Origin of the sequence: Pseudomonas sp. ArH3a, from assembly GCF_022648765.1 — a bacterium.
In the GTDB taxonomy this organism is placed as follows: Bacteria; Pseudomonadota; Gammaproteobacteria; order Pseudomonadales; family Pseudomonadaceae; genus Aquipseudomonas.
The window spans coordinates 6297377-6320370 of the sequence record NZ_CP080330.1; the positions used below are offsets into that span (position 1 = coordinate 6297377).

21 protein-coding genes, 6 tRNA genes and 3 rRNA genes are annotated in these 22994 nt (G+C 55.4%); 8 read left to right on the plus strand and 22 right to left on the minus strand.

Annotation, left to right across the window (positions count from 1 at the left end; translation table 11 throughout):
- Window positions 1–86 precede the first annotated feature (86 nt).
- From rplL to tyrS, 19 genes are all read right to left on the minus strand, one after another.
- Complete coding sequence (rplL, locus tag K0P33_RS29060; RefSeq protein WP_094950474.1) at window positions 87–452, minus strand: 50S ribosomal protein L7/L12; 366 nt, start codon at window positions 450–452, stop codon at window positions 87–89.
- 78 nt (window positions 453–530) lie between these two features.
- A complete protein-coding gene (rplJ, locus tag K0P33_RS29065) occupies window positions 531–1031 on the minus strand; it encodes a 50S ribosomal protein L10 (RefSeq protein WP_056861893.1) in 501 nt (166 codons plus the stop codon).
- Window positions 1032–1230: 199 nt separating this feature from the next.
- Window positions 1231–1926: a 50S ribosomal protein L1 gene (gene rplA / locus K0P33_RS29070; RefSeq protein WP_003232403.1), complete on the minus strand. Its 696-nt coding sequence runs from the start codon at window positions 1924–1926 to the stop codon at window positions 1231–1233.
- The gene (gene rplK / locus K0P33_RS29075) at window positions 1926–2357 is read right to left on the minus strand and encodes a 50S ribosomal protein L11 (RefSeq protein ID WP_003210097.1); all 432 of its coding nucleotides are present in this window, start codon (window positions 2355–2357) and stop codon (window positions 1926–1928) included. Before rplK ends, rplA begins: the two co-directional genes overlap by 1 nt.
- A 117-nt stretch (window positions 2358–2474) precedes the next feature.
- Window positions 2475–3008, minus strand: a complete 534-nt coding sequence (gene nusG, locus K0P33_RS29080; RefSeq protein WP_048724899.1) for a transcription termination/antitermination protein NusG — start codon at window positions 3006–3008, stop codon at window positions 2475–2477.
- A 9-nt stretch (window positions 3009–3017) separates the two neighbouring features.
- Window positions 3018–3386: a preprotein translocase subunit SecE gene (gene secE, locus K0P33_RS29085; RefSeq protein ID WP_003194658.1), complete on the minus strand. Its 369-nt coding sequence runs from the start codon at window positions 3384–3386 to the stop codon at window positions 3018–3020.
- Between the two features lie 45 nt (window positions 3387–3431).
- A tRNA-Trp gene (locus K0P33_RS29090) sits at window positions 3432–3507 on the minus strand.
- Window positions 3508–3668: 161 nt separating this feature from the next.
- Window positions 3669–3744: transfer RNA gene (locus tag K0P33_RS29095), tRNA-Thr, on the minus strand.
- Between the two features lie 26 nt (window positions 3745–3770).
- Window positions 3771–3844 (minus strand) — tRNA-Gly (locus K0P33_RS29100).
- 24 nt (window positions 3845–3868) lie between these two features.
- Window positions 3869–3953: transfer RNA gene (locus K0P33_RS29105), tRNA-Tyr, on the minus strand.
- A gap of 142 nt (window positions 3954–4095) precedes the next feature.
- On the minus strand, window positions 4096–4542 hold the full coding sequence (locus K0P33_RS29110) for a hypothetical protein (RefSeq protein WP_242152974.1): 447 nt from the start codon (window positions 4540–4542) through the stop codon (window positions 4096–4098).
- A 7-nt stretch (window positions 4543–4549) separates the two neighbouring features.
- Window positions 4550–5299 carry a pantothenate kinase gene (locus K0P33_RS29115; RefSeq protein ID WP_094950478.1) on the minus strand — a complete coding sequence of 250 codons (750 nt, stop codon included), beginning with the start codon at window positions 5297–5299 and terminating at the stop codon, window positions 4550–4552.
- Window positions 5289–6248 (minus strand): bifunctional biotin--[acetyl-CoA-carboxylase] ligase/biotin operon repressor BirA, encoded by a 960-nt coding sequence (birA, locus tag K0P33_RS29120; protein ID WP_242152977.1) that lies wholly within the window; start codon window positions 6246–6248, stop codon window positions 5289–5291. The genes K0P33_RS29115 and birA overlap by 11 nt, the downstream gene beginning before the upstream one ends.
- A gap of 166 nt (window positions 6249–6414) precedes the next feature.
- Window positions 6415–6530 (minus strand): 5S ribosomal RNA (gene rrf, locus K0P33_RS29125).
- 170 nt (window positions 6531–6700) lie between these two features.
- Window positions 6701–9592, minus strand: a 23S ribosomal RNA gene (locus tag K0P33_RS29130).
- 251 nt (window positions 9593–9843) lie between these two features.
- Window positions 9844–9919: transfer RNA gene (locus K0P33_RS29135), tRNA-Ala, on the minus strand.
- Between the two features lie 30 nt (window positions 9920–9949).
- Window positions 9950–10026, minus strand: a tRNA-Ile gene (locus K0P33_RS29140).
- An 82-nt stretch (window positions 10027–10108) separates the two neighbouring features.
- A 16S ribosomal RNA gene (locus K0P33_RS29145) occupies window positions 10109–11645 on the minus strand.
- Together the 16S, 23S and 5S rRNA genes with 2 tRNA genes alongside form the textbook arrangement of a ribosomal RNA operon.
- 553 nt (window positions 11646–12198) lie before the next feature.
- Entirely contained in the window at window positions 12199–13398 is a 1200-nt protein-coding gene (tyrS, locus tag K0P33_RS29150; protein WP_094951431.1) for a tyrosine--tRNA ligase, read from the minus strand.
- 210 nt (window positions 13399–13608) lie between these two features.
- Here tyrS and K0P33_RS29155 point away from each other — a divergent pair, with 210 nt between their 5' ends.
- Together K0P33_RS29155 and K0P33_RS29160 are read left to right on the plus strand one after the other, a co-directional pair.
- Complete coding sequence (locus K0P33_RS29155) at window positions 13609–15012, plus strand: peptidoglycan DD-metalloendopeptidase family protein (RefSeq protein WP_094951430.1); 1404 nt, start codon at window positions 13609–13611, stop codon at window positions 15010–15012.
- A gap of 3 nt (window positions 15013–15015) precedes the next feature.
- The gene (locus K0P33_RS29160) at window positions 15016–16107 is read left to right on the plus strand and encodes an anhydro-N-acetylmuramic acid kinase (protein ID WP_094951429.1); all 1092 of its coding nucleotides are present in this window, start codon (window positions 15016–15018) and stop codon (window positions 16105–16107) included.
- 77 nt (window positions 16108–16184) lie between these two features.
- Here K0P33_RS29160 and erpA read toward each other — a convergent pair whose 3' ends face one another.
- Complete coding sequence (erpA, locus tag K0P33_RS29165; protein WP_003176443.1) at window positions 16185–16535, minus strand: iron-sulfur cluster insertion protein ErpA; 351 nt, start codon at window positions 16533–16535, stop codon at window positions 16185–16187.
- A 164-nt stretch (window positions 16536–16699) separates the two neighbouring features.
- Window positions 16700–17734, minus strand: a complete 1035-nt coding sequence (gene argC / locus K0P33_RS29170; RefSeq protein WP_064454365.1) for an N-acetyl-gamma-glutamyl-phosphate reductase — start codon at window positions 17732–17734, stop codon at window positions 16700–16702.
- Between the two features lie 136 nt (window positions 17735–17870).
- Here argC and hemJ point away from each other — a divergent pair, with 136 nt between their 5' ends.
- From hemJ to coq7, 6 genes are all read left to right on the plus strand, one after another.
- A complete protein-coding gene (gene hemJ / locus K0P33_RS29175) occupies window positions 17871–18299 on the plus strand; it encodes a protoporphyrinogen oxidase HemJ (RefSeq protein WP_094951428.1) in 429 nt (142 codons plus the stop codon).
- A gap of 24 nt (window positions 18300–18323) precedes the next feature.
- A complete protein-coding gene (locus tag K0P33_RS29180) occupies window positions 18324–19286 on the plus strand; it encodes a nitronate monooxygenase family protein (protein ID WP_242152980.1) in 963 nt (320 codons plus the stop codon).
- 68 nt (window positions 19287–19354) lie between these two features.
- On the plus strand, window positions 19355–20320 hold the full coding sequence (locus tag K0P33_RS29185; RefSeq protein WP_242152982.1) for a DUF805 domain-containing protein: 966 nt from the start codon (window positions 19355–19357) through the stop codon (window positions 20318–20320).
- A gap of 63 nt (window positions 20321–20383) precedes the next feature.
- A complete protein-coding gene (locus K0P33_RS29190) occupies window positions 20384–21172 on the plus strand; it encodes an SDR family oxidoreductase (protein ID WP_094951425.1) in 789 nt (262 codons plus the stop codon).
- Window positions 21173–21217: 45 nt separating this feature from the next.
- Window positions 21218–21556 (plus strand): histidine triad nucleotide-binding protein, encoded by a 339-nt coding sequence (locus K0P33_RS29195; protein ID WP_003210943.1) that lies wholly within the window; start codon window positions 21218–21220, stop codon window positions 21554–21556.
- A 117-nt stretch (window positions 21557–21673) separates the two neighbouring features.
- Window positions 21674–22321 carry a 2-polyprenyl-3-methyl-6-methoxy-1,4-benzoquinone monooxygenase gene (gene coq7, locus K0P33_RS29200; RefSeq protein ID WP_242152985.1) on the plus strand — a complete coding sequence of 216 codons (648 nt, stop codon included), beginning with the start codon at window positions 21674–21676 and terminating at the stop codon, window positions 22319–22321.
- Window positions 22322–22388: 67 nt separating this feature from the next.
- Here the strand turns inward: coq7 and K0P33_RS29205 are convergent, their stop codons facing one another.
- Window positions 22389–22811 carry an OsmC family protein gene (locus K0P33_RS29205; protein WP_003194686.1) on the minus strand — a complete coding sequence of 141 codons (423 nt, stop codon included), beginning with the start codon at window positions 22809–22811 and terminating at the stop codon, window positions 22389–22391.
- Window positions 22812–22994: the final 183 nt, after the last annotated feature.

Genomic DNA, 22994 nt, shown 5'->3' on the forward strand with positions numbered 1-22994 from the left:
GCCAAGAACGGAAAAAGGCCGGTGGCAAGAGCCACCAGCCATCAGCCTTCAGCTTAACGCTTGGGCTGGAGACGCAAGGTCGATGCTTACTTCAGCTCGACTTTAGCGCCTGCTTCTTCCAAAGCAGCTTTGGCTTTGTCAGCTGCGTCTTTCGATACGGCTTCCAGAACCATGCCTGGAGCAGCGTCAACTACAGCCTTGGCTTCTTTCAGGCCCAGACCGGTCAGTTCACGTACTGCCTTGATCACGTTTACTTTCTTCTCGCCGGATTCCAACAGCATAACGTTGAATTCGGTTTGTTCTTCAGCAGCAACAGCAGCAACAGCTGGGCCAGCAGAAGCAGCGGCAGCGGAAACGCCGAATTTTTCTTCGAAAGCTTTGATCAGCTCAACAACCTGCAGAACCGACATTTCAGCTACGGCGTTGAGGATATCGTCTTGGGAGATAGACATTGCTGTATTTCCTGAATTGGGGGACGGCCTACGCGGCCATCGAAATAAACAAAAAAACGCGAGAGAGGTTGCTCAGCCTTAGGCTGCGGCAGCTTCTTTTTGCTCGCGAACTGCGGCCAGAGTACGAGCCAACTTGCTGGTAGCGCCTTGAATCACGCTCATCAGCTGAGAAATAGCTTCGTTACGGGTCGGCAGTGTTGCCAGTACGTCGATTTGGTTAGCTGCGAGGAACTTGCCCTCGAACGCAGCTGCCTTGATCTCGAACTTATCCTGACTCTTAGCGAATTCTTTGAACAAACGGGCAGCAGCGCCTGGATGATCTTTGGAGAACGCAATCAGAGTCGGGCCAGTGAACACGTCGTTGAGAACACTGTATTCAGTGTCTGCAACAGCGCGTTTGAGCAGGGTATTACGCACAACACGTACGTATACGCCAGCTTCACGAGCCTCTTTACGGAGTCCGGTCATAGCGCTTACTGTCACACCACGGGCATCAGCCACGACAGCGGACAGAGCAGCTTTGGCAGCCTCGTTGACTTCAGCGACGATGGCCTTCTTGTCTTCGAGATTAATTGCCACGGGTTTAACTCCTGCTTGTTACCGTTTCATCTGGCCGAAGCCGGATGTCGTTTTGGTGTCTGATTCGGTAAGGAACCGGGAGCACCATCTGCGTAGGCTTTTGGTTTAAGGCTTACGCCGCCTACGGTCTTGGATAGCCCCCGCCAGGCAGGGACCCCAATTTTTTCAATTAGCGCGATCTCTCGCGCCAATCTGTGTCTTATACGTCCAGCGAGCCTTGGTCGATGACCAGACCTGGGCCCATAGTGGTGCTCAGGGTAACGCGCTTGACGTAGATACCTTTCGAGGAAGCTGGCTTGATACGCTTCAGATCAGCGATCAGGGCTTCAACGTTTTCCTTCAGCTTGACGGCGTCGAAGCCGACTTTGCCAACGGAGGTGTGAATGATGCCGTTTTTGTCGGTGCGATAACGAACCTGACCAGCCTTGGCGTTTTTAACCGCGGTAGCTACGTCTGGCGTTACGGTGCCAACTTTAGGGTTAGGCATCAGACCGCGTGGACCGAGGATCTGACCCAACTGACCTACAACGCGCATTGCATCCGGGGAAGCAATGACTACGTCGTAGTTCAGGTCGCCGCCTTTCATTTCGGCAGCCAGGTCGTCCATACCAACGCGGTCTGCGCCGGCGGCCAGAGCAGCTTCAGCTGCCGGGCCTTGAGTGAAGACAGCAACACGTACAGTCTTGCCAGTACCGTGTGGCAGCACAGTAGCGCTACGAACGACCTGGTCGGATTTACGTGGGTCAACACCCAGGTTTACAGCAACGTCAACGGACTCGCTGAACTTGACAGTCGACAGCTCGGTCAGCAGGGCAGCAGCGTCTACAAAGTTGTAGGCCTTGCCTGCTTCGATTTTGCCGGCGATAGCCTTTTGGCGCTTGGTCAGCTTAGCCATTACACACCCTCCACGTTAAGGCCCATGCTACGAGCAGAACCGGCGATGGTACGCACGGCTGCATCCATATCAGCTGCAGTCAGATCCGCGTTTTTGGTTTTCGCGATTTCTTCCAGCTGAGCACGAGTTACGGTGCCAACCTTAACGGTGTTAGGACGAGCGGAACCGCTAGTCAGACCAGCAGCCTTCTTCAACAAAACCGAAGCCGGGGTCGACTTGGTTTCGAAAGTGAAGCTACGGTCGCTATATACAGTGATGATCACTGGAGTCGGCAGACCTGGCTCAATACCCTGAGTACGGGCGTTGAAGGCCTTGCAGAATTCCATGATGTTCACGCCGTGCTGACCCAGAGCTGGGCCGACAGGTGGACTTGGGTTGGCCTGAGCGGCCTTCACTTGCAGCTTGATGTAAGCGGTAATCTTCTTGGCCATGAGGCACTCCAATTACGGGTTCAAACGCCTCGAAAGGCTCCCCGGTTACTTGCGCGTTTATCCCAGTGACGACAAAACCCCACAGCCTAGGGCTGCGGGGTTGGGATGCTTGCTCAGCTAGACCTTCTCGACCTGGCTGAACTCCAATTCTACCGGAGTAGAGCGACCGAAAATGAGCACTGCCACTTGGATCCGGCTCTTTTCGTAGTTAACTTCTTCGACAGTCCCGTTGAAATCAGCAAACGGACCATCTGTGACACGAACAACCTCACCCGGCTCGAACAACGTCTTCGGCTTAGGCTTGTCGCTACCATCAGCAACACGACGCAGAATTGCTTCCGCCTCTTTGTCAGTGATCGCAGCAGGTTTATCAGCAGTACCGCCGATGAAACCCATGACACGAGGAGTATCCTTGACCAAATGCCAAGTACCTTCATTCATGTCCATCTGAACCAGCACGTAGCCAGGGAAGAACTTGCGTTCGCTTTTGCGCTTCTGACCATTCCGCATTTCAACCACTTCTTCAGTGGGAACCAGAATTTCGCCGAAGCCATCTTCCATGCCTGCCAGCTTTACGCGCTCTAGCAAAGAGCGCATGACATGCTTCTCGTAACCCGAGTAAGCATGCACAACGTACCAACGCTTAGCCACGGGACACCCTTAGCCAACAATCAAGGAAACAAGCCAGCCGAGCAGGGAATCAAGCCCCCACAACAGCAACGCCATAACCAGAACAACAGCCACAACAATCAACGTGGTCTGCGTGGTTTCTTGGCGAGTCGGCCAAACGACTTTACGGATTTCTGTGCGAGCTTCCTTTACCAGGACTGCGAAAGACTTGCCTTTGGCAGTCTGCAGGCCTACAAAGGCAGCTACAGCAGCAAGAGCAAGCAAAGCGAGTACGCGGTACAGGATCGGCGAAGCAGAGTAGTACTGATTGCCAACAACGCCTACGACCACCAATGCGACTACAGCAAGCCACTTGACCAGATCGAAACGAGAGCTTTGAGCTTCAGCCTTAGGAGTCATCTATGAAGATCCTGTGAAAAGAAAGCCAGACACACCACGTGAATCTGGCAGGTCAGGAGGGAATCGAACCCCCAACCTACGGTTTTGGAGACCGTCGCTCTGCCAATTGAGCTACTGACCTAAAACAAAATCAGGCCGACCATTATGCAGGCCTGAAAAAGACTTTACAACAACCAACCCCAAGAGACTTGAAATCACCCAACATCAAAGCCGAGCACAACACTATCAAGCCGAGGCAGCTGTTAAAACAAAGGCAGATATTTTCATATCTGCCTTGTTATATGGAGCTCTTGAGCGGATTTGAACCGCTGACCTCACCCTTACCAAGGGTGTGCTCTACCAACTGAGCTACAAGAGCAAAACACCATGCACAACCTGCAAACTTGGAGCGGGTAGCGGGAATCGAACCCGCATCATCAGCTTGGAAGGCTGAGGTTCTACCACTAAACTATACCCGCGGAGCTTGCAGCTCACGCTAAAAATGGTGGAGGGGGAAGGATTCGAACCTTCGAAGTCGTAGACGTCAGATTTACAGTCTGATCCCTTTGGCCGCTCGGGAACCCCTCCTAAGCGAGCCGGCATTCTACATCACGCCGACCTTCTGTCAAGCATTTTCTCATTAAAAATATGAGGTTAGCTGCGTTGACCTTCGCTTCACGCTGTAGACCGTAAAGGTCTTCACTGCGAAGCGGGCGCCATTCTATGCAAACTATTCGACAGTTGCAACGCCTTCGCACAACATTATTTTATGTTTTAACTCATTGAATTCCTTAGCAAGGTTTTCAAAGGGTAGATCGTCAGCCAGGCGCCTGCTTTCAGGGGCCACACGGAGCCAGTAGCCGGAAGCGTCAGGTGCATTCAGCTGTTGCACCTTGACCTTTATATCCAGGCTTGTAAGGCGCTGCTCAAGCGACATTGCTTGCCGCTGATCAGCAAAGCCACCGATGTACAAGCAGGTATTTTGCAGATCCGGGGCTTTTGCTCGATCACGGCGGACCACCGAATCAGCAGATTCGCTCAACAGCCGAATGTCCTGCTGGGAGCCGCGATAGAGGCTCAGCGGAGTAACATCCTTGGCCCGCAACGGCGCCTCTTGTTGATGCCAAATGTAATAGAAGGCATTGAGAACGAGCAAAAGCAAAAACAGCCAACGCATAAATACCTCAAGACAAAGGGCACGCCATCGCCAGACCGACGAAAACCAGATCAGGAACGAAGCGAGCCTGCGGTACGGCGTCCGAGACCAGGTCAGCATCCCCGCCAGTCAGGAATACCGTGAAATCATCCCCCCAGTAACGCCGAGCCAGCTCCAGCTGAGTCAATACGAACCCCCTGAGCATCAGCGTACAGCCGCGCTCAACAGCCTCAACGGTCGTCCGACCCGGGGAAAGACGCTCCATAGCCTGCTCGGCTGCTGCATCGTCGTAGCGAATCTTGCGGGTGTGCGTCCGCAGTTGGCTGCGCATGAGAGGCATCCCTGGGCATATAAAACCACCGAGGTGCTCACCATCAGTAGCAATAAAATCCGCAGTCGCCGCGGTACCGAAGTCGAGCACCAGACAATTACCTGACGCCAACTTGAACCCACCCAGCATTGCTAACCAGCGATCAAGCCCGAGGCGCTCGAACTCTTCATAGCCATTGCGCACCCCAGCCATTTCGCGCGCCGGGGCCGCGCAGGACACCGTAACACCAAAGGCCTCTTGCAATGCCTCAACAAGCTTTCCGGTTTCTTCTGAGGCACGGACGCTCACCAGGCGGCATCGCGTCAGCAACAGACCCGGAATTGCGATCAAACTTTCAATTAACGCGAGATCCGACCCAACAATACCTTCCGCAGAGGCACTAGCTATCGCCGAGCCGAGCACACGCCACTTGATAAAGCTATTCCCACAGTCGAGCTCAAGAATCATCACGCAGCCTCAGGCTTAACTCACCACCGCTATATATTTTCTCGACACCATCGACATTCAGGCGCAGCGCGCCCTGGTGATCGATCCCCAGCACAACCCCGTCAATTTGGTTGACGCCCGCAATGAGGGACACAGCCCTACCTTGCCACAAATGATTTCGCTCCCACTCAGCCTGAAGCGCACCAAAGCCAAAGGCCTTGTGCCGCTCCAGGTGGCTTTGCAGCTGCAGACACAGCCGTGCAACCAAGTGATTGCGGTCGACAGGAGAACCTGTCTCCAACTGTACCGAGGTCCACTGCTGATCAACCTCAGCAGCCTGCTGCATATTTACGTTAATGCCGATTCCGAGAACAACGTGGCAAATGTCAGCAGGATCTCCCACCAACTCAAGCAAGATACCGGCAATTTTCTTCTGCCCAACCAGAACGTCGTTTGGCCACTTCAAGGCCGCACCCTGCACACCCAACTCACGCAGGGCCTGCATGACCGCCAAGCCAACAACGAGACTAAGGCCCTCCAGCTGCCGCAGCCCGCCTTCAATGCGCAACACAAGGCTGTAATAGACATTCTGAGCAAACGGACTTACCCACTTACGGCCTCGCCTGCCCCTACCCGCCGTCTGCTGCTCCGCCAGCACAAGAAATGGTGCAGCGTAGCCGGCGTCGACTAGGCGCAAAGCTTCGGCATTAGTGGAGTCAATAGAGTCTGAGATATGAACGGGCCACGCCAAAGGAACAGTATTCGCTTCAATTTCTTCCGCATTCAAGAACACCAACGGAGAAGCAAGCTGGTACCCCTTACCACGGACTTTGTGAATAGGCAGATTCAGCTCCGCCTCAAGATGCTGGAGCTGCTTCCAAACAGCGCTGCGGCTGACGCCCAAGGCGGCACCCAGCGCTTCTCCGGAATGGAATCGACCATCTTTCAGAAGTTCTAACAACGTCAGCATCCAAGTATCGCCTCACAATGAGGCACGCATGATAGCCATGCATAAGGCCATTGCATAGAAAGGCTGGAGCCTAGAAATCAAAGGAGCGCCGTGCCCTTCAGGTCATTTTCCGACCACCAAAACAAAACCCCTGTTTGCGTTAGCAAACAGGGGTTCTGGAATTTAATCTTGACGATGACCTACTCTCACATGGGGAAACCCCACACTACCATCGGCGATGCATCGTTTCACTGCTGAGTTCGGGATGGGATCAGGTGGTTCCAATGCTCTATGGTCGTCAAGAAATTCGGGTACTGAGTCGTGACCTTATGGCCTCGCTTCAGCAAATTGGGTATGTGATAGCTTTCGGTGTTTTGTGAGATCGAACTTTCGGTTCTATCGTCTTCACACACCGCAATCTGATGCCTCTACTTGTTTCCAAGTCCGAAGTAGTCAAATTGCTTGGGTGTTATATGGTCAAGCCTCACGGGCAATTAGTATTGGTTAGCTCAACGCCTCACAGCGCTTACACACCCAACCTATCAACGTCGTAGTCTTCGACGGCCCTTCAGGGGACTCAAGGTCCCAGTGAGATCTCATCTTGAGGCTAGTTTCCCGCTTAGATGCTTTCAGCGGTTATCTATTCCGAACATAGCTACCCGGCAATGCCACTGGCGTGACAACCGGAACACCAGAGGTTCGTCCACTCCGGTCCTCTCGTACTAGGAGCAGCCCCTCTCAAATCTCAAACGTCCACGGCAGATAGGGACCGAACTGTCTCACGACGTTCTAAACCCAGCTCGCGTACCACTTTAAATGGCGAACAGCCATACCCTTGGGACCGGCTTCAGCCCCAGGATGTGATGAGCCGACATCGAGGTGCCAAACACCGCCGTCGATATGAACTCTTGGGCGGTATCAGCCTGTTATCCCCGGAGTACCTTTTATCCGTTGAGCGATGGCCCTTCCATACAGAACCACCGGATCACTAAGACCTACTTTCGTACCTGCTCGACGTGTCTGTCTCGCAGTCAAGCGCGCTTTTGCCTTTATACTCTACGACCGATTTCCGACCGGTCTGAGCGCACCTTCGTACTCCTCCGTTACTCTTTAGGAGGAGACCGCCCCAGTCAAACTACCCACCATACACTGTCCTCGATCCGGATAACGGACCTGAGTTAGAACCTCAAAGTTGCCAGGGTGGTATTTCAAGGTTGGCTCCACGCGAACTGGCGTCCACGCTTCAAAGCCTCCCACCTATCCTACACAAGCAAATTCAAAGTCCAGTGCAAAGCTATAGTAAAGGTTCACGGGGTCTTTCCGTCTAGCCGCGGATACACTGCATCTTCACAGCGATTTCAATTTCACTGAGTCTCGGGTGGAGACAGCGCCGCCATCGTTACGCCATTCGTGCAGGTCGGAACTTACCCGACAAGGAATTTCGCTACCTTAGGACCGTTATAGTTACGGCCGCCGTTTACCGGGGCTTCGATCAAGAGCTTCGCGTTAGCTAACCCCATCAATTAACCTTCCGGCACCGGGCAGGCGTCACACCCTATACGTCCACTTTCGTGTTTGCAGAGTGCTGTGTTTTTAATAAACAGTCGCAGCGGCCTGGTATCTTCGACCGGCATGAGCTTACGGAGCAAGTCCTTCACCCTCACCGGCGCACCTTCTCCCGAAGTTACGGTGCCATTTTGCCTAGTTCCTTCACCCGAGTTCTCTCAAGCGCCTTGGTATTCTCTACCCAACCACCTGTGTCGGTTTGGGGTACGGTTCCTGGTTACCTGAAGCTTAGAAGCTTTTCTTGGAAGCATGGCATCAACCACTTCGTTAACTAAAAGTTAACTCGTCATCAGCTCTCGGCCTTAGAATCCCGGATTTACCTAAGATTCCAGCCTACCACCTTAAACTTGGACAACCAACGCCAAGCTGGCCTAGCCTTCTCCGTCCCTCCATCGCAATAACCAGAAGTACAGGAATATTAACCTGTTTTCCATCGACTACGCTTTTCAGCCTCGCCTTAGGGACCGACTAACCCTGCGTCGATTAACGTTGCGCAGGAAACCTTGGTCTTTCGGCGTGGGTGTTTTTCACACCCATTGTCGTTACTCATGTCAGCATTCGCACTTCTGATACCTCCAGCAAGCTTCTCAACTCACCTTCACAGGCTTACAGAACGCTCCTCTACCGCATCACCTAAGTGATACCCGTAGCTTCGGTGTATGGTTTGAGCCCCGTTACATCTTCCGCGCAGGCCGACTCGACTAGTGAGCTATTACGCTTTCTTTAAAGGGTGGCTGCTTCTAAGCCAACCTCCTAGCTGTCTAAGCCTTCCCACATCGTTTCCCACTTAACCATAACTTTGGGACCTTAGCTGACGGTCTGGGTTGTTTCCCTTTTCACGACGGACGTTAGCACCCGCCGTGTGTCTCCCATGCTCGGCACTTGTAGGTATTCGGAGTTTGCATCGGTTTGGTAAGTCGGGATGACCCCCTAGCCGAAACAGTGCTCTACCCCCTACAGTGATACATGAGGCGCTACCTAAATAGCTTTCGAGGAGAACCAGCTATCTCCGAGCTTGATTAGCCTTTCACTCCGATCCACAGGTCATCCGCTAACTTTTCAACGGTAGTCGGTTCGGTCCTCCAGTTAGTGTTACCCAACCTTCAACCTGCCCATGGATAGATCGCCCGGTTTCGGGTCTATTCCCAGCGACTAGACGCCCTATTAAGACTCGCTTTCGCTACGCCTCCCCTATTCGGTTAAGCTCGCCACTGAAAATAAGTCGCTGACCCATTATACAAAAGGTACGCAGTCACCCAACAAAGTGGGCTCCCACTGCTTGTACGCATACGGTTTCAGGATCTATTTCACTCCCCTCTCCGGGGTTCTTTTCGCCTTTCCCTCACGGTACTAGTTCACTATCGGTCAGTCAGTAGTATTTAGCCTTGGAGGATGGTCCCCCCATATTCAGACAAAGTTTCTCGTGCTCCGTCCTACTCGATTTCATGACTAAGAGATTTTCGCGTACAGGGCTATCACCCACTATGGCCGCACTTTCCAGAGCGTTCCGCTAATCTCAAAGCCACTTAAGGGCTAGTCCCCGTTCGCTCGCCACTACTAAGGGAATCTCGGTTGATTTCTTTTCCTCAGGGTACTTAGATGTTTCAGTTCCCCTGGTTCGCCCCTTACACCTATGTATTCAGTGTAAGGTAACCATCTTATGATGGCTGGGTTCCCCCATTCAGACATCTCCGGATCAAAGTCTGTTTGCCGACTCCCCGAAGCTTTTCGCAGGCTACCACGTCTTTCATCGCCTCTGACTGCCAAGGCATCCACCGTATGCGCTTCTTCACTTGACCATATAACCCCAAGCAATCTGGTTATACTGTGAAGACAACATTCGCCGAAAATTCGATAATACTCAATTACGAGTAACTCACAAATTTTACCTTAGCCTGATCCGTTACCAGTGAAAGTAACGTTCAGTCTATCTTTCTATCACATACCCAAATTTTTAAAGAACGATCTAATCAAAGACTAGAAATCAACATTCACCATCACCTCGATGGAATGCTCATTTCTAAGCTTTCAAAACTTTCAGAAGCAGTAGTGGTGGAGCCAAACGGGATCGAACCGTTGACCTCCTGCGTGCAAGGCAGGCGCTCTCCCAGCTGAGCTATGGCCCCGTATTTCTACAGGCGTTTCCCACACAAAATTGGTGGGTCTGGGCAGATTCGAACTGCCGACCTCACCCTTATCAGGGGTGCGCTCTAACCAACTGAGCTACAGACCCAATTTCGGGCTGCTTCTTATCGTCTTCTTCAATGAATCAAGCAATTCGTGTGGGAACTTATGGAGCAGCTGATGTCGTCGATTAAGGAGGTGATCCAGCCGCAGGTTCCCCTACGGCTACCTTGTTACGACTTCACCCCAGTCATGAATCACACCGTGGTAACCGTCCTCCCGAAGGTTAGACTAGCTACTTCTGGTGCAACCCACTCCCATGGTGTGACGGGCGGTGTGTACAAGGCCCGGGAACGTATTCACCGCGACATTCTGATTCGCGATTACTAGCGATTCCGACTTCACGCAGTCGAGTTGCAGACTGCGATCCGGACTACGATCGGTTTTGTGGGATTAGCTCCACCTCGCGGCTTGGCAACCCTCTGTACCGACCATTGTAGCACGTGTGTAGCCCAGGCCGTAAGGGCCATGATGACTTGACGTCATCCCCACCTTCCTCCGGTTTGTCACCGGCAGTCTCCTTAGAGTGCCCACCATTACGTGCTGGTAACTAAGGACAAGGGTTGCGCTCGTTACGGGACTTAACCCAACATCTCACGACACGAGCTGACGACAGCCATGCAGCACCTGTCTCAATGTTCCCGAAGGCACCAATCTATCTCTAGAAAGTTCATTGGATGTCAAGGCCTGGTAAGGTTCTTCGCGTTGCTTCGAATTAAACCACATGCTCCACCGCTTGTGCGGGCCCCCGTCAATTCATTTGAGTTTTAACCTTGCGGCCGTACTCCCCAGGCGGTCAACTTAATGCGTTAGCTGCGCCACTAAGAGCTCAAGGCTCCCAACGGCTAGTTGACATCGTTTACGGCGTGGACTACCAGGGTATCTAATCCTGTTTGCTCCCCACGCTTTCGCACCTCAGTGTCAGTATTGGTCCAGGTGGTCGCCTTCGCCACTGGTGTTCCTTCCTATATCTACGCATTTCACCGCTACACAGGAAATTCCACCACCCTCTACCATACTCTAGTCAGTCAGTTTTGAATGCAGTTCCCAGGTTGAGCCCGGGGATTTCACATCCAACTTAACAAACCACCTACGCGCGCTTTACGCCCAGTAATTCCGATTAACGCTTGCACCCTCTGTATTACCGCGGCTGCTGGCACAGAGTTAGCCGGTGCTTATTCTGTCGGTAACGTCAAAACAATCACGTATTAGGTAACTGCCCTTCCTCCCAACTTAAAGTGCTTTACAATCCGAAGACCTTCTTCACACACGCGGCATGGCTGGATCAGGCTTTCGCCCATTGTCCAATATTCCCCACTGCTGCCTCCCGTAGGAGTCTGGACCGTGTCTCAGTTCCAGTGTGACTGATCATCCTCTCAGACCAGTTACGGATCGTAGCCTTGGTGAGCCATTACCTCACCAACTAGCTAATCCGACCTAGGCTCATCTGATAGCGCAAGGCCCGAAGGTCCCCTGCTTTCTCCCGTAGGACGTATGCGGTATTAGCGTCCGTTTCCGAACGTTATCCCCCACTACCAGGCAGATTCCTAGGCATTACTCACCCGTCCGCCGCTCTCAAGAGAAGCAAGCTTCTCTCTACCGCTCGACTTGCATGTGTTAGGCCTGCCGCCAGCGTTCAATCTGAGCCATGATCAAACTCTTCAGTTCAAACATCTTTGGGTTTTTAAGAAACCCTAAACTTGGCTCAGCAATCGTTGGTTACATCTTTGATTTCTCGCGGAGTAACTTGTGATGCTGATAATCTTGTTGACTATCAGTCTGACTCCACAAGCACCCACACGAATTGCTTGATTCAGTTGTTAAAGAGCGGTTGGTTAAGATCTTTCGTCTCAACCGAGGCGCGCATTCTACAGCAGCCTCATTTGCTGTCAAGTGATTATTTTCAGAAGTTTTCGAAGATTTCTTCAACAACTTCAACCACTTGCGCTTCCGATCTCTCGTTAGCGGGAGGCGAATTCTACAGCGTTACACGCTGCTGTCAACACCTCTTTTTCTCCGCTTTCGACCGAGAAGATCGAAACGTTAATAGAGCCAAACAACACTGCTCTACCAACTCCTTCTGGACTTCGATTAACTGAAGCGAACCGCTGTCGAATTCTGCATAACTCTTTGTTTACCAAGGAGTTTTCCGTTTCGACTGCGCCGGAAGTGGGGCGAATTATAGACAGATACAAAACGCCGTCAACACTTAATTTCAGGTTTATTCGGATTTGAGCGTAATACGCGCAAATGCCTTCTTCCCGGCCTGGCAAACGTGGGTCGCGCCTAGCTCGTATATAAAGGTGCGATCTACAACCTCACCATCTATACGCACACCGCCGGAGCCCAACAGATCGCGAGCAACTGCCGAGTTCTTCACCAGGCCAGCCTTATTAAGGACAGCGGCAATCGGCATCGCCTCAGCAGCGGTCAACTCGATCTCCGGCAGATCATCCGGCAGCTCGCCATCTTTCATGCGATTACCTGCCGCACGATGAGCACTCGCCGCAGCCTCTTCACCATGGAAGCGCGCAACGATTTCTTCCGCCAGCTTGATCTTCACGTCGCGCGGATTGGCGCCCGCCTCGACTTCAGCACGCAGCGCATTGATCTCGTCCATCGAGCGGAAGCTCAACAGCTCGAAGTAACGCCACATCAGCGCATCAGGAATAGAAACCAGCTTGCCGTACATCACACCCGGCGCTTCCTGGATACCGACATAGTTACCCAAAGACTTGGACATCTTCTTGACGCCATCCAACCCTTCCAGCAACGGCATGGTCAGAATGCACTGAGCCTCTTGCCCGTATGCACGCTGCAGTTCACGCCCCATCAGCAGGTTGAACTTCTGATCAGTGCCACCCAGCTCAACGTCCGCGCGCAACGCCACCGAGTCATACCCTTGAACCAGCGGGTACAAGAACTCGTGAATCGCAATTGGCTGGTTGGTGGAGTAACGCTTGTCGAAGTCGTCACGCTCAAGCATGCGCGCCACGGTGTACTGGGATGTCAGGCGAATGAAGTCCGCCGGGCCCATCTGGTCCATCCAGGTGGAGTTGAACGCCACCTCGGTCTTGGCTGGATCGAGAATCTTGAACACTTGGGTCTTATAGGTCTCGGCATTATCGAGAACCTGTTCACGGGTCAACGGCGGACGCGTCGCGCTCTTGCCGCTCGGATCGCCGATCATCCCAGTGAAGTCACCTATAAGGAAGATGACCTGATGCCCCAGCTCCTGGAACTGACGCAGCTTATTAATAAGCACGGTATGACCCAGGTGCAGGTCCGGCGCCGTAGGATCGAAGCCAGCCTTAATACGCAGGGATTGGCCACGCTTGAGCTTTTCGATCAGCTCAGCCTCGACCAACAGTTCTTCCGCACCACGTTTTATCAGCGCTAGCTGCTCTTCAACCGACTTCATAACAGACCCGCAAGGCTCAGATTCAAAAGGGAACCAACCATACAAGATCAGGGACTAATTACAAGTTTTGCCCTGCGCACGGACACCGTTCAGCAAGCCCAGCGTTCGCGAGCTTGCGCCACAGATGATTTGGTTATATTTTATACAGTTATTTCATCTTCATCATGTCATTCATCTTTTCCATTTCATCTTTAAAGTCAAAAACTACTTATGACCACAGAACCGTCTAAAGCGCCGCCGCTTTACCCGAAGACCCACCTGCTCGCCGCAAGTGGTATCGCCGCCCTTCTCAGCCTGGCACTCCTGGTATTCCCTTCCAGTGACGTAGAAGCCAAACGAACGTCCCTGAGCCTTGACTTGGAAAGTCCAGTTGACCAACTGACACAAGATCAAGACGCTGCCGACGTGCAACAAGCCACAAATGCACCTGTTGAGTCGCCGTTCGCACAGATAGAAAGCACGCCTGGGGACACTCAACAAGCCACCCAAGAGCCGCCCGCGGCCAAGAACCCGCTGCACCGCGAAGTGATCGTGGCCAAAGGCGACACGCTGTCGACCCTGTTCGAGAAGGTCGGCCTGCCAGCTGCCACTGTTAATGAGGTGCTGGCCAGCGATAAACAAGCCAAACAATTCACTCAGCTCAAACACGGCCAGAAACTTGAATTCGAATTGTCGCCCAACGGCCAGTTGAACAACCTGCACAGCAGTGTCAGCGACCTCGAAAGCATCACCCTGACCAAGGGCGCCAAAGGCTTCGCTTTCAACCGCACCACCACCAAACCGGTTATGCGCTCCGCCTACGTACACGGCGTGATCAACAGCTCCCTGTCGCAATCGGCCGCCCGCGCGGGCCTGTCTCACAGCATGACCATGGACATGGCCAGTGTGTTTGGCTACGACATCGACTTCGCCCAGGACATCCGCCAGGGTGACGAATTCGACGTGATCTACGAGCAGAAAGTCGCCAACGGCAAAGTCGTCGGCACTGGCAATATCCTGTCCGCACGCTTCACCAACCGCGGCAAGACCTACACCGCAGTGCGCTACACCAACAAACAAGGCAATAGCAGCTACTACACGGCTGATGGCAACAGCATGCGCAAGGCCTTCATCCGCACGCCAGTGGACTTCGCCCGCATCAGCTCGCGCTTCTCGATGGGGCGCAAGCATCCGATCCTGAACAAGATCCGCGCCCACAAAGGCGTCGACTATGCCGCCCCACGTGGCACGCCAATCAAGGCGGCCGGTGACGGCAAGGTTCTGCTGGCCGGGCGTCGCGGCGGCTACGGCAATACTGTGATCATCCAGCACGGCAACACCTACCGTACGCTGTATGGCCACATGCAAGGGTTCGCCAAGGGCGTGTCGACGGGCGGCAACGTTAAGCAAGGCCAAGTAATCGGTTATATCGGTACCACCGGCCTGTCCACCGGTCCGCACTTGCACTATGAGTTCCAGGTGAATGGCGTCCACGTTGACCCACTGGGCCAGAAGCTGCCGATGGCCGACCCGATCGCCAAAGCCGAGCGGGCCCGCTTCCTGCAGCAAAGCCAGCCGCTGATGGCACGCATGGACCAGGAGCGCTCTACCCTGCTGGCCTCGGCGAAGCGCTAAGGTATGCCGCGCTATATAGGTGTGATGTCCGGGACCAGCCTTGATGGCCTGGATATCGCCCTGATCGAACAAGACCCGGCGATCAAACTGATCGCCACGCACTACATCCCGATGCCCGACAGCCTGCGTGCTGAGTTGCTGAACCTATGCGCCAGCGGCCCGGACGAGATCGCCCGCTCGGCAATCGTCCAGCAGCACTGGGTGACACTTGCCGCCCAGGGCATCCATGCTTTGCTGGAACAACAGAACCTCAAGCCTCAGGACATCCGCGCGATTGGCAGCCACGGCCAAACCATCCGCCATGAACCTGCTCGAGGTTTTACCGTGCAGATTGGCAACCCCGCCCTGCTGACCGAACTGACAGGCATTACCGTCGTCAGCGATTTCCGCAGCCGTGATGTGGCCGCTGGCGGCCAAGGCGCGCCGCTGGTACCCGCCTTTCATGAAGCATTATTTGGCGAACACAGCGGCAACCGTGCCGTATTGAACGTCGGCGGGTTCAGTAACCTCAGCCTGATCGAGACGGGCAAGCCCGTAGCCGGCTTTGACTGCGGGCCGGGCAACGTGCTGCTGGATGCCTGGATTCACCATCAACGTGGTGAGCACTTTGATCGCGACGGCCAATGGGCGGCCAGTGGCAAGGTCGAGGCTCAACTACTCAACGCCCTGCTCAGCGATCCCTTCTTCCTGACTAAAGGCCCAAAAAGCACCGGCCGAGAAGTCTTCAACCTGGGATGGCTGCAACTCCACCTCGGTCGATTGCCAGCACTGCAACCCCAGGATGTGCAAGCAACCCTGCTTGAACTGACGGCACTCACCATCGTCGAGTCCCTGCAAGCCGCACAGACCGACACCGAAACCCTGCTGATCTGTGGCGGCGGCGCACATAACGCCGCACTGATGAGTCGTCTGGCGGCACTGTTGCCTTCCACCCAGGTCAGCAGCACCGCCACTTATGGCGTCGATCCTGACTGGGTCGAAGCCATGGCCTTCGCCTGGCTGGCGCATTGCTGCCTCGAAGGCATCGCCGCCAACCGCCCCAGCGTCACCGGCGCACTCGGGCTGCGGGTACTGGGCGCGATCTACCCGGCCTGACGTCTTCATAATTCGCAGACAGCAAAACGCCGCTTGGCCGATCAAAGCCAAGCGGCGTTCTTGTATCGCGCAGTCGATCAGATCGAGAACGAAGACCCGCAGCCACACGTCGTGGTGGCATTAGGGTTCTTGATCACGAAACGCGAGCCTTCCAGACCTTCCTGGTAATCCACCTCGGCACCTGCCAGGTATTGGAAGCTCATCGGGTCCACGACCAGGCTGACGCCCTCGCGCTCGACGATGGTGTCGTCATCGGCCACATCTTCATCGAAGGTAAAACCGTACTGAAACCCTGAACAACCGCCGCCCGTAACAAATACGCGCAGCTTCAAGCGATCATTACCCTCTTCATCGACCAGGCTCTTCACCTTGTGCGCAGCACCGTGGGTGAATTGCAAAGCCGTGGGGGTGAAGGACTCAACGCTCATGCTGATAATCTCCCGGCGTACCGCCGCCATATGCGTAATGACGGGCATTATCCGCTTCTCCTAGAAAAGCGGTCAACTATTGTTACGGTATATCAATCTGCGCTGCGGCCCTTAAAAACACAAAAGGCCCGATCAACGGGCCTTTTGTAATCAGTCGCCAAGCCTTACGGCAGCATTCCAGCGTGGGACAGGCCCAACTTCTCATCCAGGCCGAAGAGGATGTTCATGTTCTGCACAGCCTGGCCCGAAGCGCCTTTAACCAGATTGTCGATCACCGACAGCACCACCACCAGGTCGCCATCCTGCGGACGATGCACGGCAATCCGGCATACGTTGGCACCGCGCACGCTACGGGTTTCCGGGTGGCTGCCGGCAGGCATTACATCGACGAACGGTTCGTTGGCGTAGCGTTTTTCAAACAAGGCTTGCAGGTCTACCGAGCGATCCACCACGGTGGCGTACAACGTGGAGTGAATGCCACGGATCATCGGCGTCAGGTGCGGCACGAAGGTAAGGCCCACGTCTTTACCGGCGGCGCGACGCAGCCCCTGGCGAATCTCCGGCAAGTGACGATGCCCTTTTACCGCATAGGCCTTCATGCTTTCCGACGTCTCAGAGTACAGCGAACCTACCGCTGCCCCACGACCGGCACCGCTCACACCCGACTTACAGTCGGCGATCAGGCGCGAAGTATCTGCCAAGCCGGCCTCCAGCAATGGCAGGAAACCCAGCTGCGTTGCGGTCGGATAGCAACCCGGCACGGCAATCAGGCGCGCTTGCTTGATCTGCTCGCGATTGACTTCCGGCAGGCCGTACACCGCCTCTTCCAACAACTCAGGCGCGCCATGTGGCTGGCCGTACCACTTGGCCCACTCATCAGCATCCTGCAAGCGGAAGTCGGCCGACAAGTCGATGACCTTGGTGCCCGCCGCCAACAGTTCGCCAGCCAATGCATGCGCAACACCGTGAGGCGTGGCAAAGAACACCACGTCACAGGCACCCAGGGTCTTGATGTCCGGCACGCTGAACGCCAGGCCGTCATAGTGGCCTCGCAGGTTCGGGTACATATCGGCCACGGCCAGCCCGGCCTCGGATCGGGAAGTGATGACCACCACCTCAGCTTGCGGATGCTGAGCCAACAGACGCAGCAATTCGACACCGGTGTAACCCGTGCCGCCGACGATACCGACCTTGACCATAAACCTGCCCTCAACGAACCCACTGGAAAGCCGTCGATAATAGGGGCCGTATCGTCCTGCGACAACCGTCAACGTGACGTACGGGCGCATGAGCCACTACTATCTTCAGTTACCGTGAACCTGGGAATAATTAGAAATGCTCTATCTATGGATCAAAGCCTTCCACATCGTCAGCGTCGTCTGCTGGTTTGCCGCGCTGTTCTACCTGCCACGCCTGTTCGTCTACCACGCGCAAAGTGAGGACACCGTCAGCAAAGAACGCTTCTGCATCATGGAGCGCAAGCTCTATCGCGGCATCATGGGTCCGGCGATGATCGCCACCCTGATATTCGGCGGCTGGCTGATCTACCTCAACCCTGCCATCTTTCAATCCGGCGCCTGGCTCCATGCCAAGCTGACCTTGGTCGTACTGCTGATCGGCTACCACCATATGTGCGGCGCGCAGGTAAAACGCTTCGCCCGTGGCGAAAACACCCGCAGCCATGTCTTTTATCGCTGGTTCAATGAAGTGCCGGTTCTGATATTGCTGGCTATCGTAATTTTGGTCGTGGTCAAACCGTTTTAACTTCAATCACTCGGGGTACCTCCAATGTCATTGCCCGCTTTGCTTGAACAACGTCTGCGCCTGCCCGTAGTGGCTGCGCCGATGTTCCTGATTTCCAACCCGCAGCTGGTCCTAGCCTGCTGTCGCAATGGCGTGGTCGGGAGTTTTCCAGCGCTCAACCAGCGCGAAAGCAGTGGTTTCAAAGCCTGGCTGGAAGAAATCGAAGCGGGCCTGGCACAACTGGACAACCCCGCGCCCTATGCCGTTAACCTGATCGTGCACAACAGTAACCCACGCCTGGAAGCCGACCTGGCGATCTGCGTCGAGCACAAGGTGCCGATCGTGATTACCAGCCTGGGCGCGGTGAAGGAACTGGTGGATGCCGTGCACAGTTACGGCGGCCTGGTGTTTCACGATGTCACCACCCGGCGCCATGCCGAAAAAGCCGCGCAAGCAGGTGTTGATGGCCTGATCGCCGTGGCCGCAGGCGCAGGCGGCCATGCCGGCACCTGGAGCCCATTCGCATTAATTGCAGAGATTCGCCAATTCTTCGACAAAACCCTGCTGTTGGCCGGCTGCCTCAACCATGGGCACGAGATCCTCGCCGCCCAATTGCTGGGCGCAGACCTGGCTTATTTCGGCACACGCTTTATCGGCACCACCGAAAGCCATGCCCCGGATGCGTATAAAGAGATGCTGCTCACATCGCGCGCTGCCGACATCGTGCACACTCCGGCAGTCTCCGGCGTGCCCGCCAGCTTTATGCGCCAGAGCCTGGAAAACGCCGGTTTCGACCTCGCCGCCCTGCAGGGCAAAGGTGAAGTCAATTTTGGTTCCAAGCTCAAGCCGTTGAGCGAGGAGGCCAAGGCCTGGAAAACGGTATGGTCCGCCGGCCAAGGCGTCGGTGAAATTGATGACTTGCCCAGCGTCGATGAACTGATTGCGCGCCTGGATACCGAATATCGCAAAGCGCGCGAGCAGGCCACCCAGTTACAATGGCCGCGTTGATCACCGCCAGGTCTGCTGATTAAGCCGACCTGCACTCCCCTTCCTGATTAAGTGACAAGGATGCCCGCATGAGCGACAACCGTTTCAAGATTGTGTTTGACGGAGCCTTGCTCCCGGGTGTCGAAAGCACAACCGCCAAATTGAACCTCGCCGAGCTATTCAAAAGCGATGTGGAAGCCATCGAGAAACTCTTCACCGGCCGCTCGGTAGCGCTCAAGCGTGACCTGTCGCGTTCCGACGCCGAAACCTACCTCACCGCGCTGCAAAACGCCGGTGTCGATGCCCGTATCGAGCCTGAACAACCTGTGGCCTTCAGCTTGGCCGAAGCGCACGAGACCGATTCCGGCGCCTCGGACTTCTCACGTCCTGCCGCTTCGCCCTATGCACCGCCGCGTGCCGCTGTGGGTGACAACACTGCGGAGTACTCGACGCTCAAAGTCTTCACCATCCACGGGCGTATCGGCCGCCTGCGCTACCTGGCCTGGACGCTGGTACTGACCATCGCGATGCTGGTCATTGGGGGGATCATCTCCACCGCTAGCTTCGCCGTGGCGACCGCCTCGCCAACAGCGGGCGTCATTCTTGGCTCGCTGCTGGGTTTCGCATTGTTTGTAGCGATTGTCTGGGTCAGTGTGCAAATCGGTGTGCAGCGCCTGCACGACCTCGGGTGGTCAGGCTGGCTGTACTTCCTGAACCTGGTGCCGTTCGTAAACAGCATTTTCCCACTGCTGTTGCTGGTACTGCCGGGCAATACCGGCGCCAACCAGTACGGCCCGCCGCCGCCGCGCAACTCCACAGCGGTAAAAGTGCTGGCCGCGCTGTGGCTGGCGTTCATTCCGGTGATGCTCGCCATTCTGGTGACGCTGGGCATGAACGGCTACCTGAATCAGCTCGAAGCCAACATGGACAGCAGCTACGAAAGCAGCTCCATCACCTCCGATGACGCCACCGATCAAAGCGTCACCGTTGATGAAGAAGAAGGCGCGCAAAGTGCTGACGACGCGGCCGAACCTGTAGACTCTCCAGAACAGTGAAGAAACGCCCGCCGCCTGTGATGCCTCTGTCACAGGCCCGGCGGCGTTGCGATGGAGAAAGGCATGACCCGTTACGCTCTGATCACCGGTGCCTCCAGCGGCATCGGCCTGGCCTTGGCCGAAGCACTGGCCCGTCGCGGCCGCAGCTTGATTCTGGTAGCCCGCCAGCGTGATCAGTTGGAAAGCATTGCAATCGAACTGACTCAACGCTTCGGCGTCGAGGTGCTGTTTCGAGCCTGCGACTTGGGTGAGCCATTGCGTTTGTCCGGGTTTCTGCTGGAACTTGAAGAGGGTGAGCGCCAGATCGACCTGCTGGTCAACTGCGCCGGCATGGGCACCAGCGGGCCCTTCCTGGCCCAGGACTGGATGACCGAACAAGACCTGATCGAAGTCAACATCCTCGCCCTGACCCGCATGTGCCATGCCCTGGGCAATGCCATGGCGTTGCAGGGCGGCGGGCATATTCTCAATGTTGCCTCGGTTGCAGCCTTCCAGCCCGGCCCCTGGATGAGCAGCTATTACGCCAGCAAGGCGTATGTGCTGCACTTTTCCGAAGGCCTGCGCGAAGAGCTGAAGACCTGCGGCATCCAGGTCTCGGTGCTGTGCCCTGGCCCTACGCGCACCGCGTTCTTCGGCACCGCGCAAATGGACACCGCCAAGCTCGACCGCAGCCAACAGTTGATGAGCCCGGAAGAAGTCGCGCTCTACACCGTTCGCGCACTGGAAAAAAACAAAGCCATCATCATTCCCGGCCGACGCAACCGCTGGCTGGCATTCAGCCCGCGTTTTAGCCCACGCTGGCTGACGCGCAAGATTGCCGGCGCGATCAACAAGGCCTATTGCCCACGCTGACTGGCTGGGTACACTCCCCTGCACTTTCACAATGGAGAAACAGCTGTGGATACTCTGTTCACCAAGATCATCAACAGGGAAATACCGGCGAAGATCATCTACGAAGATGACCAGGTCCTCGCCTTCCACGACATTGCCCCAATGGCGCCCGTGCATTTTTTGGTCATTCCAAAAAAGCCGATTCGCACCCTCAATGACCTCACCGAAGAAGACAAAGCCCTGGCCGGCCACATTCTGTTCACCGCTCAGCGGCTGGCGGTGGAGCAAGGCTGCGAGAAAGGCTTTCGCGTAGTCATGAACTGCAATGAGGATGGCGGCCAGACCGTTTACCACATCCACATGCACGTACTGGGTCAGCGCCAGATGAACTGGCCACCGGGCTGATCAGCCTTGCTGCATAGGTCGTGGCCCCAGGCTGCGACCTCATGCCCTTGACTCAGCGCAAACGCTTCGCCCTCTCTTGCGGTAAACTGGCCGCCGAGATTCCTCCCGGAGGTCAGCATGACTACCCAACGTCACTACTCGCCGATTGACCGCCTGTTGCTGCAAGCCGACATGGCCATGCGCACGCTGTTGCCGTTCAGCGGCCAACCGTACCGCCCATCGCCCGCCATCGTGCAGCCTGACGCGCAGATGAGCGAAATCGACACCCGCCACGTCGCCGGCCTGATGCGTATCAACCATACCGGCGAAGTCTGTGCCCAAGCGCTGTACCAGGGCCAGGCGCTGACTGCCAAGCTGCCGCAAGTACGTGCAGCGATGGAACATGCCGCCGAGGAAGAAATTGACCACCTGGCCTGGTGCGAGCAGCGCATTCGCCAGCTGGGTAGCCATCCCAGCGTGTTGAACCCACTGTTTTACGGTTTATCGTTCGGTATCGGTGCGGCTGCCGGCTTGATCAGCGACAAGGTCAGCCTCGGGTTTGTCGCCGCGACCGAACATCAGGTGTGCAAACACCTGGATGAGCACCTTGAGCAACTGCCGGCCGAAGACGAAAAGTCCCGCGCCATCCTTGAGCAGATGCGCATTGATGAAGAACACCACGCCGAAAGCGCACTGGATGCGGGCGGTTTCCGCTTCCCGGCGCCGGTCAGGTTTGGCATGAGCCTTTTGGCCAAGGTCATGACCAAAAGCACCTATCGAATTTAGGTGCATCGAATCTGATCCACAAAAAAGGGCGCCATCGAGGCGCCCTTCTTTTTTTGCCGACTGGCGATCAACCCAACTCGATGATCTCGTAATCATGAGTGATGACCACACCAGCTGCGCCGAGCATGATCGACGCCGAGCAATACTTCTCAGCTGACAGCTCAATGGCACGCTTGACCTGAGCTTCTTTCAGCGCCCTGCCCTTCACCACAAAATGCATATGGATCTTGGTAAACACCTTGGGATCTTCAGTGGCGCGCTCGGCTTCCAGAAAAGCTTCGCAGCTTTCCACAGCCTGTCGGGATTTCTTCAGGATGCTGACCACATCGAAATTGCTGCAACCGCCAACACCCAGCAGGAGCATTTCCATCGGGCGTACGCCTAGGTTACGGCCACCGGCTTCCGGCGGGCCGTCCATGACCACTACATGGCCACTGCCCGATTCACCGAGGAACATGGCTTCGCCCGCCCATTGGATGCGTGCCTTCATCGCCCAGACTCCACTGCTAAAAAAGGGTCGCCAGCTTAGCACAGGGCCTCGAAGCAGCAGCTTTCTTCCTGAAAACGATCAATGACAACGTTTGCCGGGTAAATTCCTTAATCGAGGCAGAATGTGTCTGGTAAGCTGGCGCCAATTCAATGGCGCATTGCCATCCTTTGTACAGCGTGTATC

Bases quoted from the DNA above. Each gene is read 5' to 3' on its own strand.
- rplL (WP_094950474.1), bottom strand. From the start codon at position 452: ATGTCTATCTCCCAAGACGATATCCTCAACGCCGTAGCTGAAATGTCG.
- rplA (WP_003232403.1), bottom strand. From the start codon at position 1,926: ATGGCTAAGCTGACCAAGCGCCAAAAGGCTATCGCCGGCAAAATCGAA.
- rplK (WP_003210097.1), bottom strand. From the start codon at position 2,357: ATGGCCAAGAAGATTACCGCTTACATCAAGCTGCAAGTGAAGGCCGCT.
- secE (WP_003194658.1), bottom strand. From the start codon at position 3,386: ATGACTCCTAAGGCTGAAGCTCAAAGCTCTCGTTTCGATCTGGTCAAG.
- K0P33_RS29110 (WP_242152974.1), bottom strand. From the start codon at position 4,542: ATGCGTTGGCTGTTTTTGCTTTTGCTCGTTCTCAATGCCTTCTATTAC.
- K0P33_RS29115 (WP_094950478.1), bottom strand. From the start codon at position 5,299: ATGATTCTTGAGCTCGACTGTGGGAATAGCTTTATCAAGTGGCGTGTG.
- birA (WP_242152977.1), bottom strand. From the start codon at position 6,248: ATGCTGACGTTGTTAGAACTTCTGAAAGATGGTCGATTCCATTCCGGA.
- tyrS (WP_094951431.1), bottom strand. From the start codon at position 13,398: ATGAAGTCGGTTGAAGAGCAGCTAGCGCTGATAAAACGTGGTGCGGAA.
- K0P33_RS29155 (WP_094951430.1), top strand. From the start codon at position 13,609: ATGACCACAGAACCGTCTAAAGCGCCGCCGCTTTACCCGAAGACCCAC.
- K0P33_RS29160 (WP_094951429.1), top strand. From the start codon at position 15,016: ATGCCGCGCTATATAGGTGTGATGTCCGGGACCAGCCTTGATGGCCTG.
- erpA (WP_003176443.1), bottom strand. From the start codon at position 16,535: ATGAGCGTTGAGTCCTTCACCCCCACGGCTTTGCAATTCACCCACGGT.
- argC (WP_064454365.1), bottom strand. From the start codon at position 17,734: ATGGTCAAGGTCGGTATCGTCGGCGGCACGGGTTACACCGGTGTCGAA.
- hemJ (WP_094951428.1), top strand. From the start codon at position 17,871: ATGCTCTATCTATGGATCAAAGCCTTCCACATCGTCAGCGTCGTCTGC.
- K0P33_RS29180 (WP_242152980.1), top strand. From the start codon at position 18,324: ATGTCATTGCCCGCTTTGCTTGAACAACGTCTGCGCCTGCCCGTAGTG.
- K0P33_RS29185 (WP_242152982.1), top strand. From the start codon at position 19,355: ATGAGCGACAACCGTTTCAAGATTGTGTTTGACGGAGCCTTGCTCCCG.
- K0P33_RS29190 (WP_094951425.1), top strand. From the start codon at position 20,384: ATGACCCGTTACGCTCTGATCACCGGTGCCTCCAGCGGCATCGGCCTG.
- coq7 (WP_242152985.1), top strand. From the start codon at position 21,674: ATGACTACCCAACGTCACTACTCGCCGATTGACCGCCTGTTGCTGCAA.
- K0P33_RS29205 (WP_003194686.1), bottom strand. From the start codon at position 22,811: ATGAAGGCACGCATCCAATGGGCGGGCGAAGCCATGTTCCTCGGTGAA.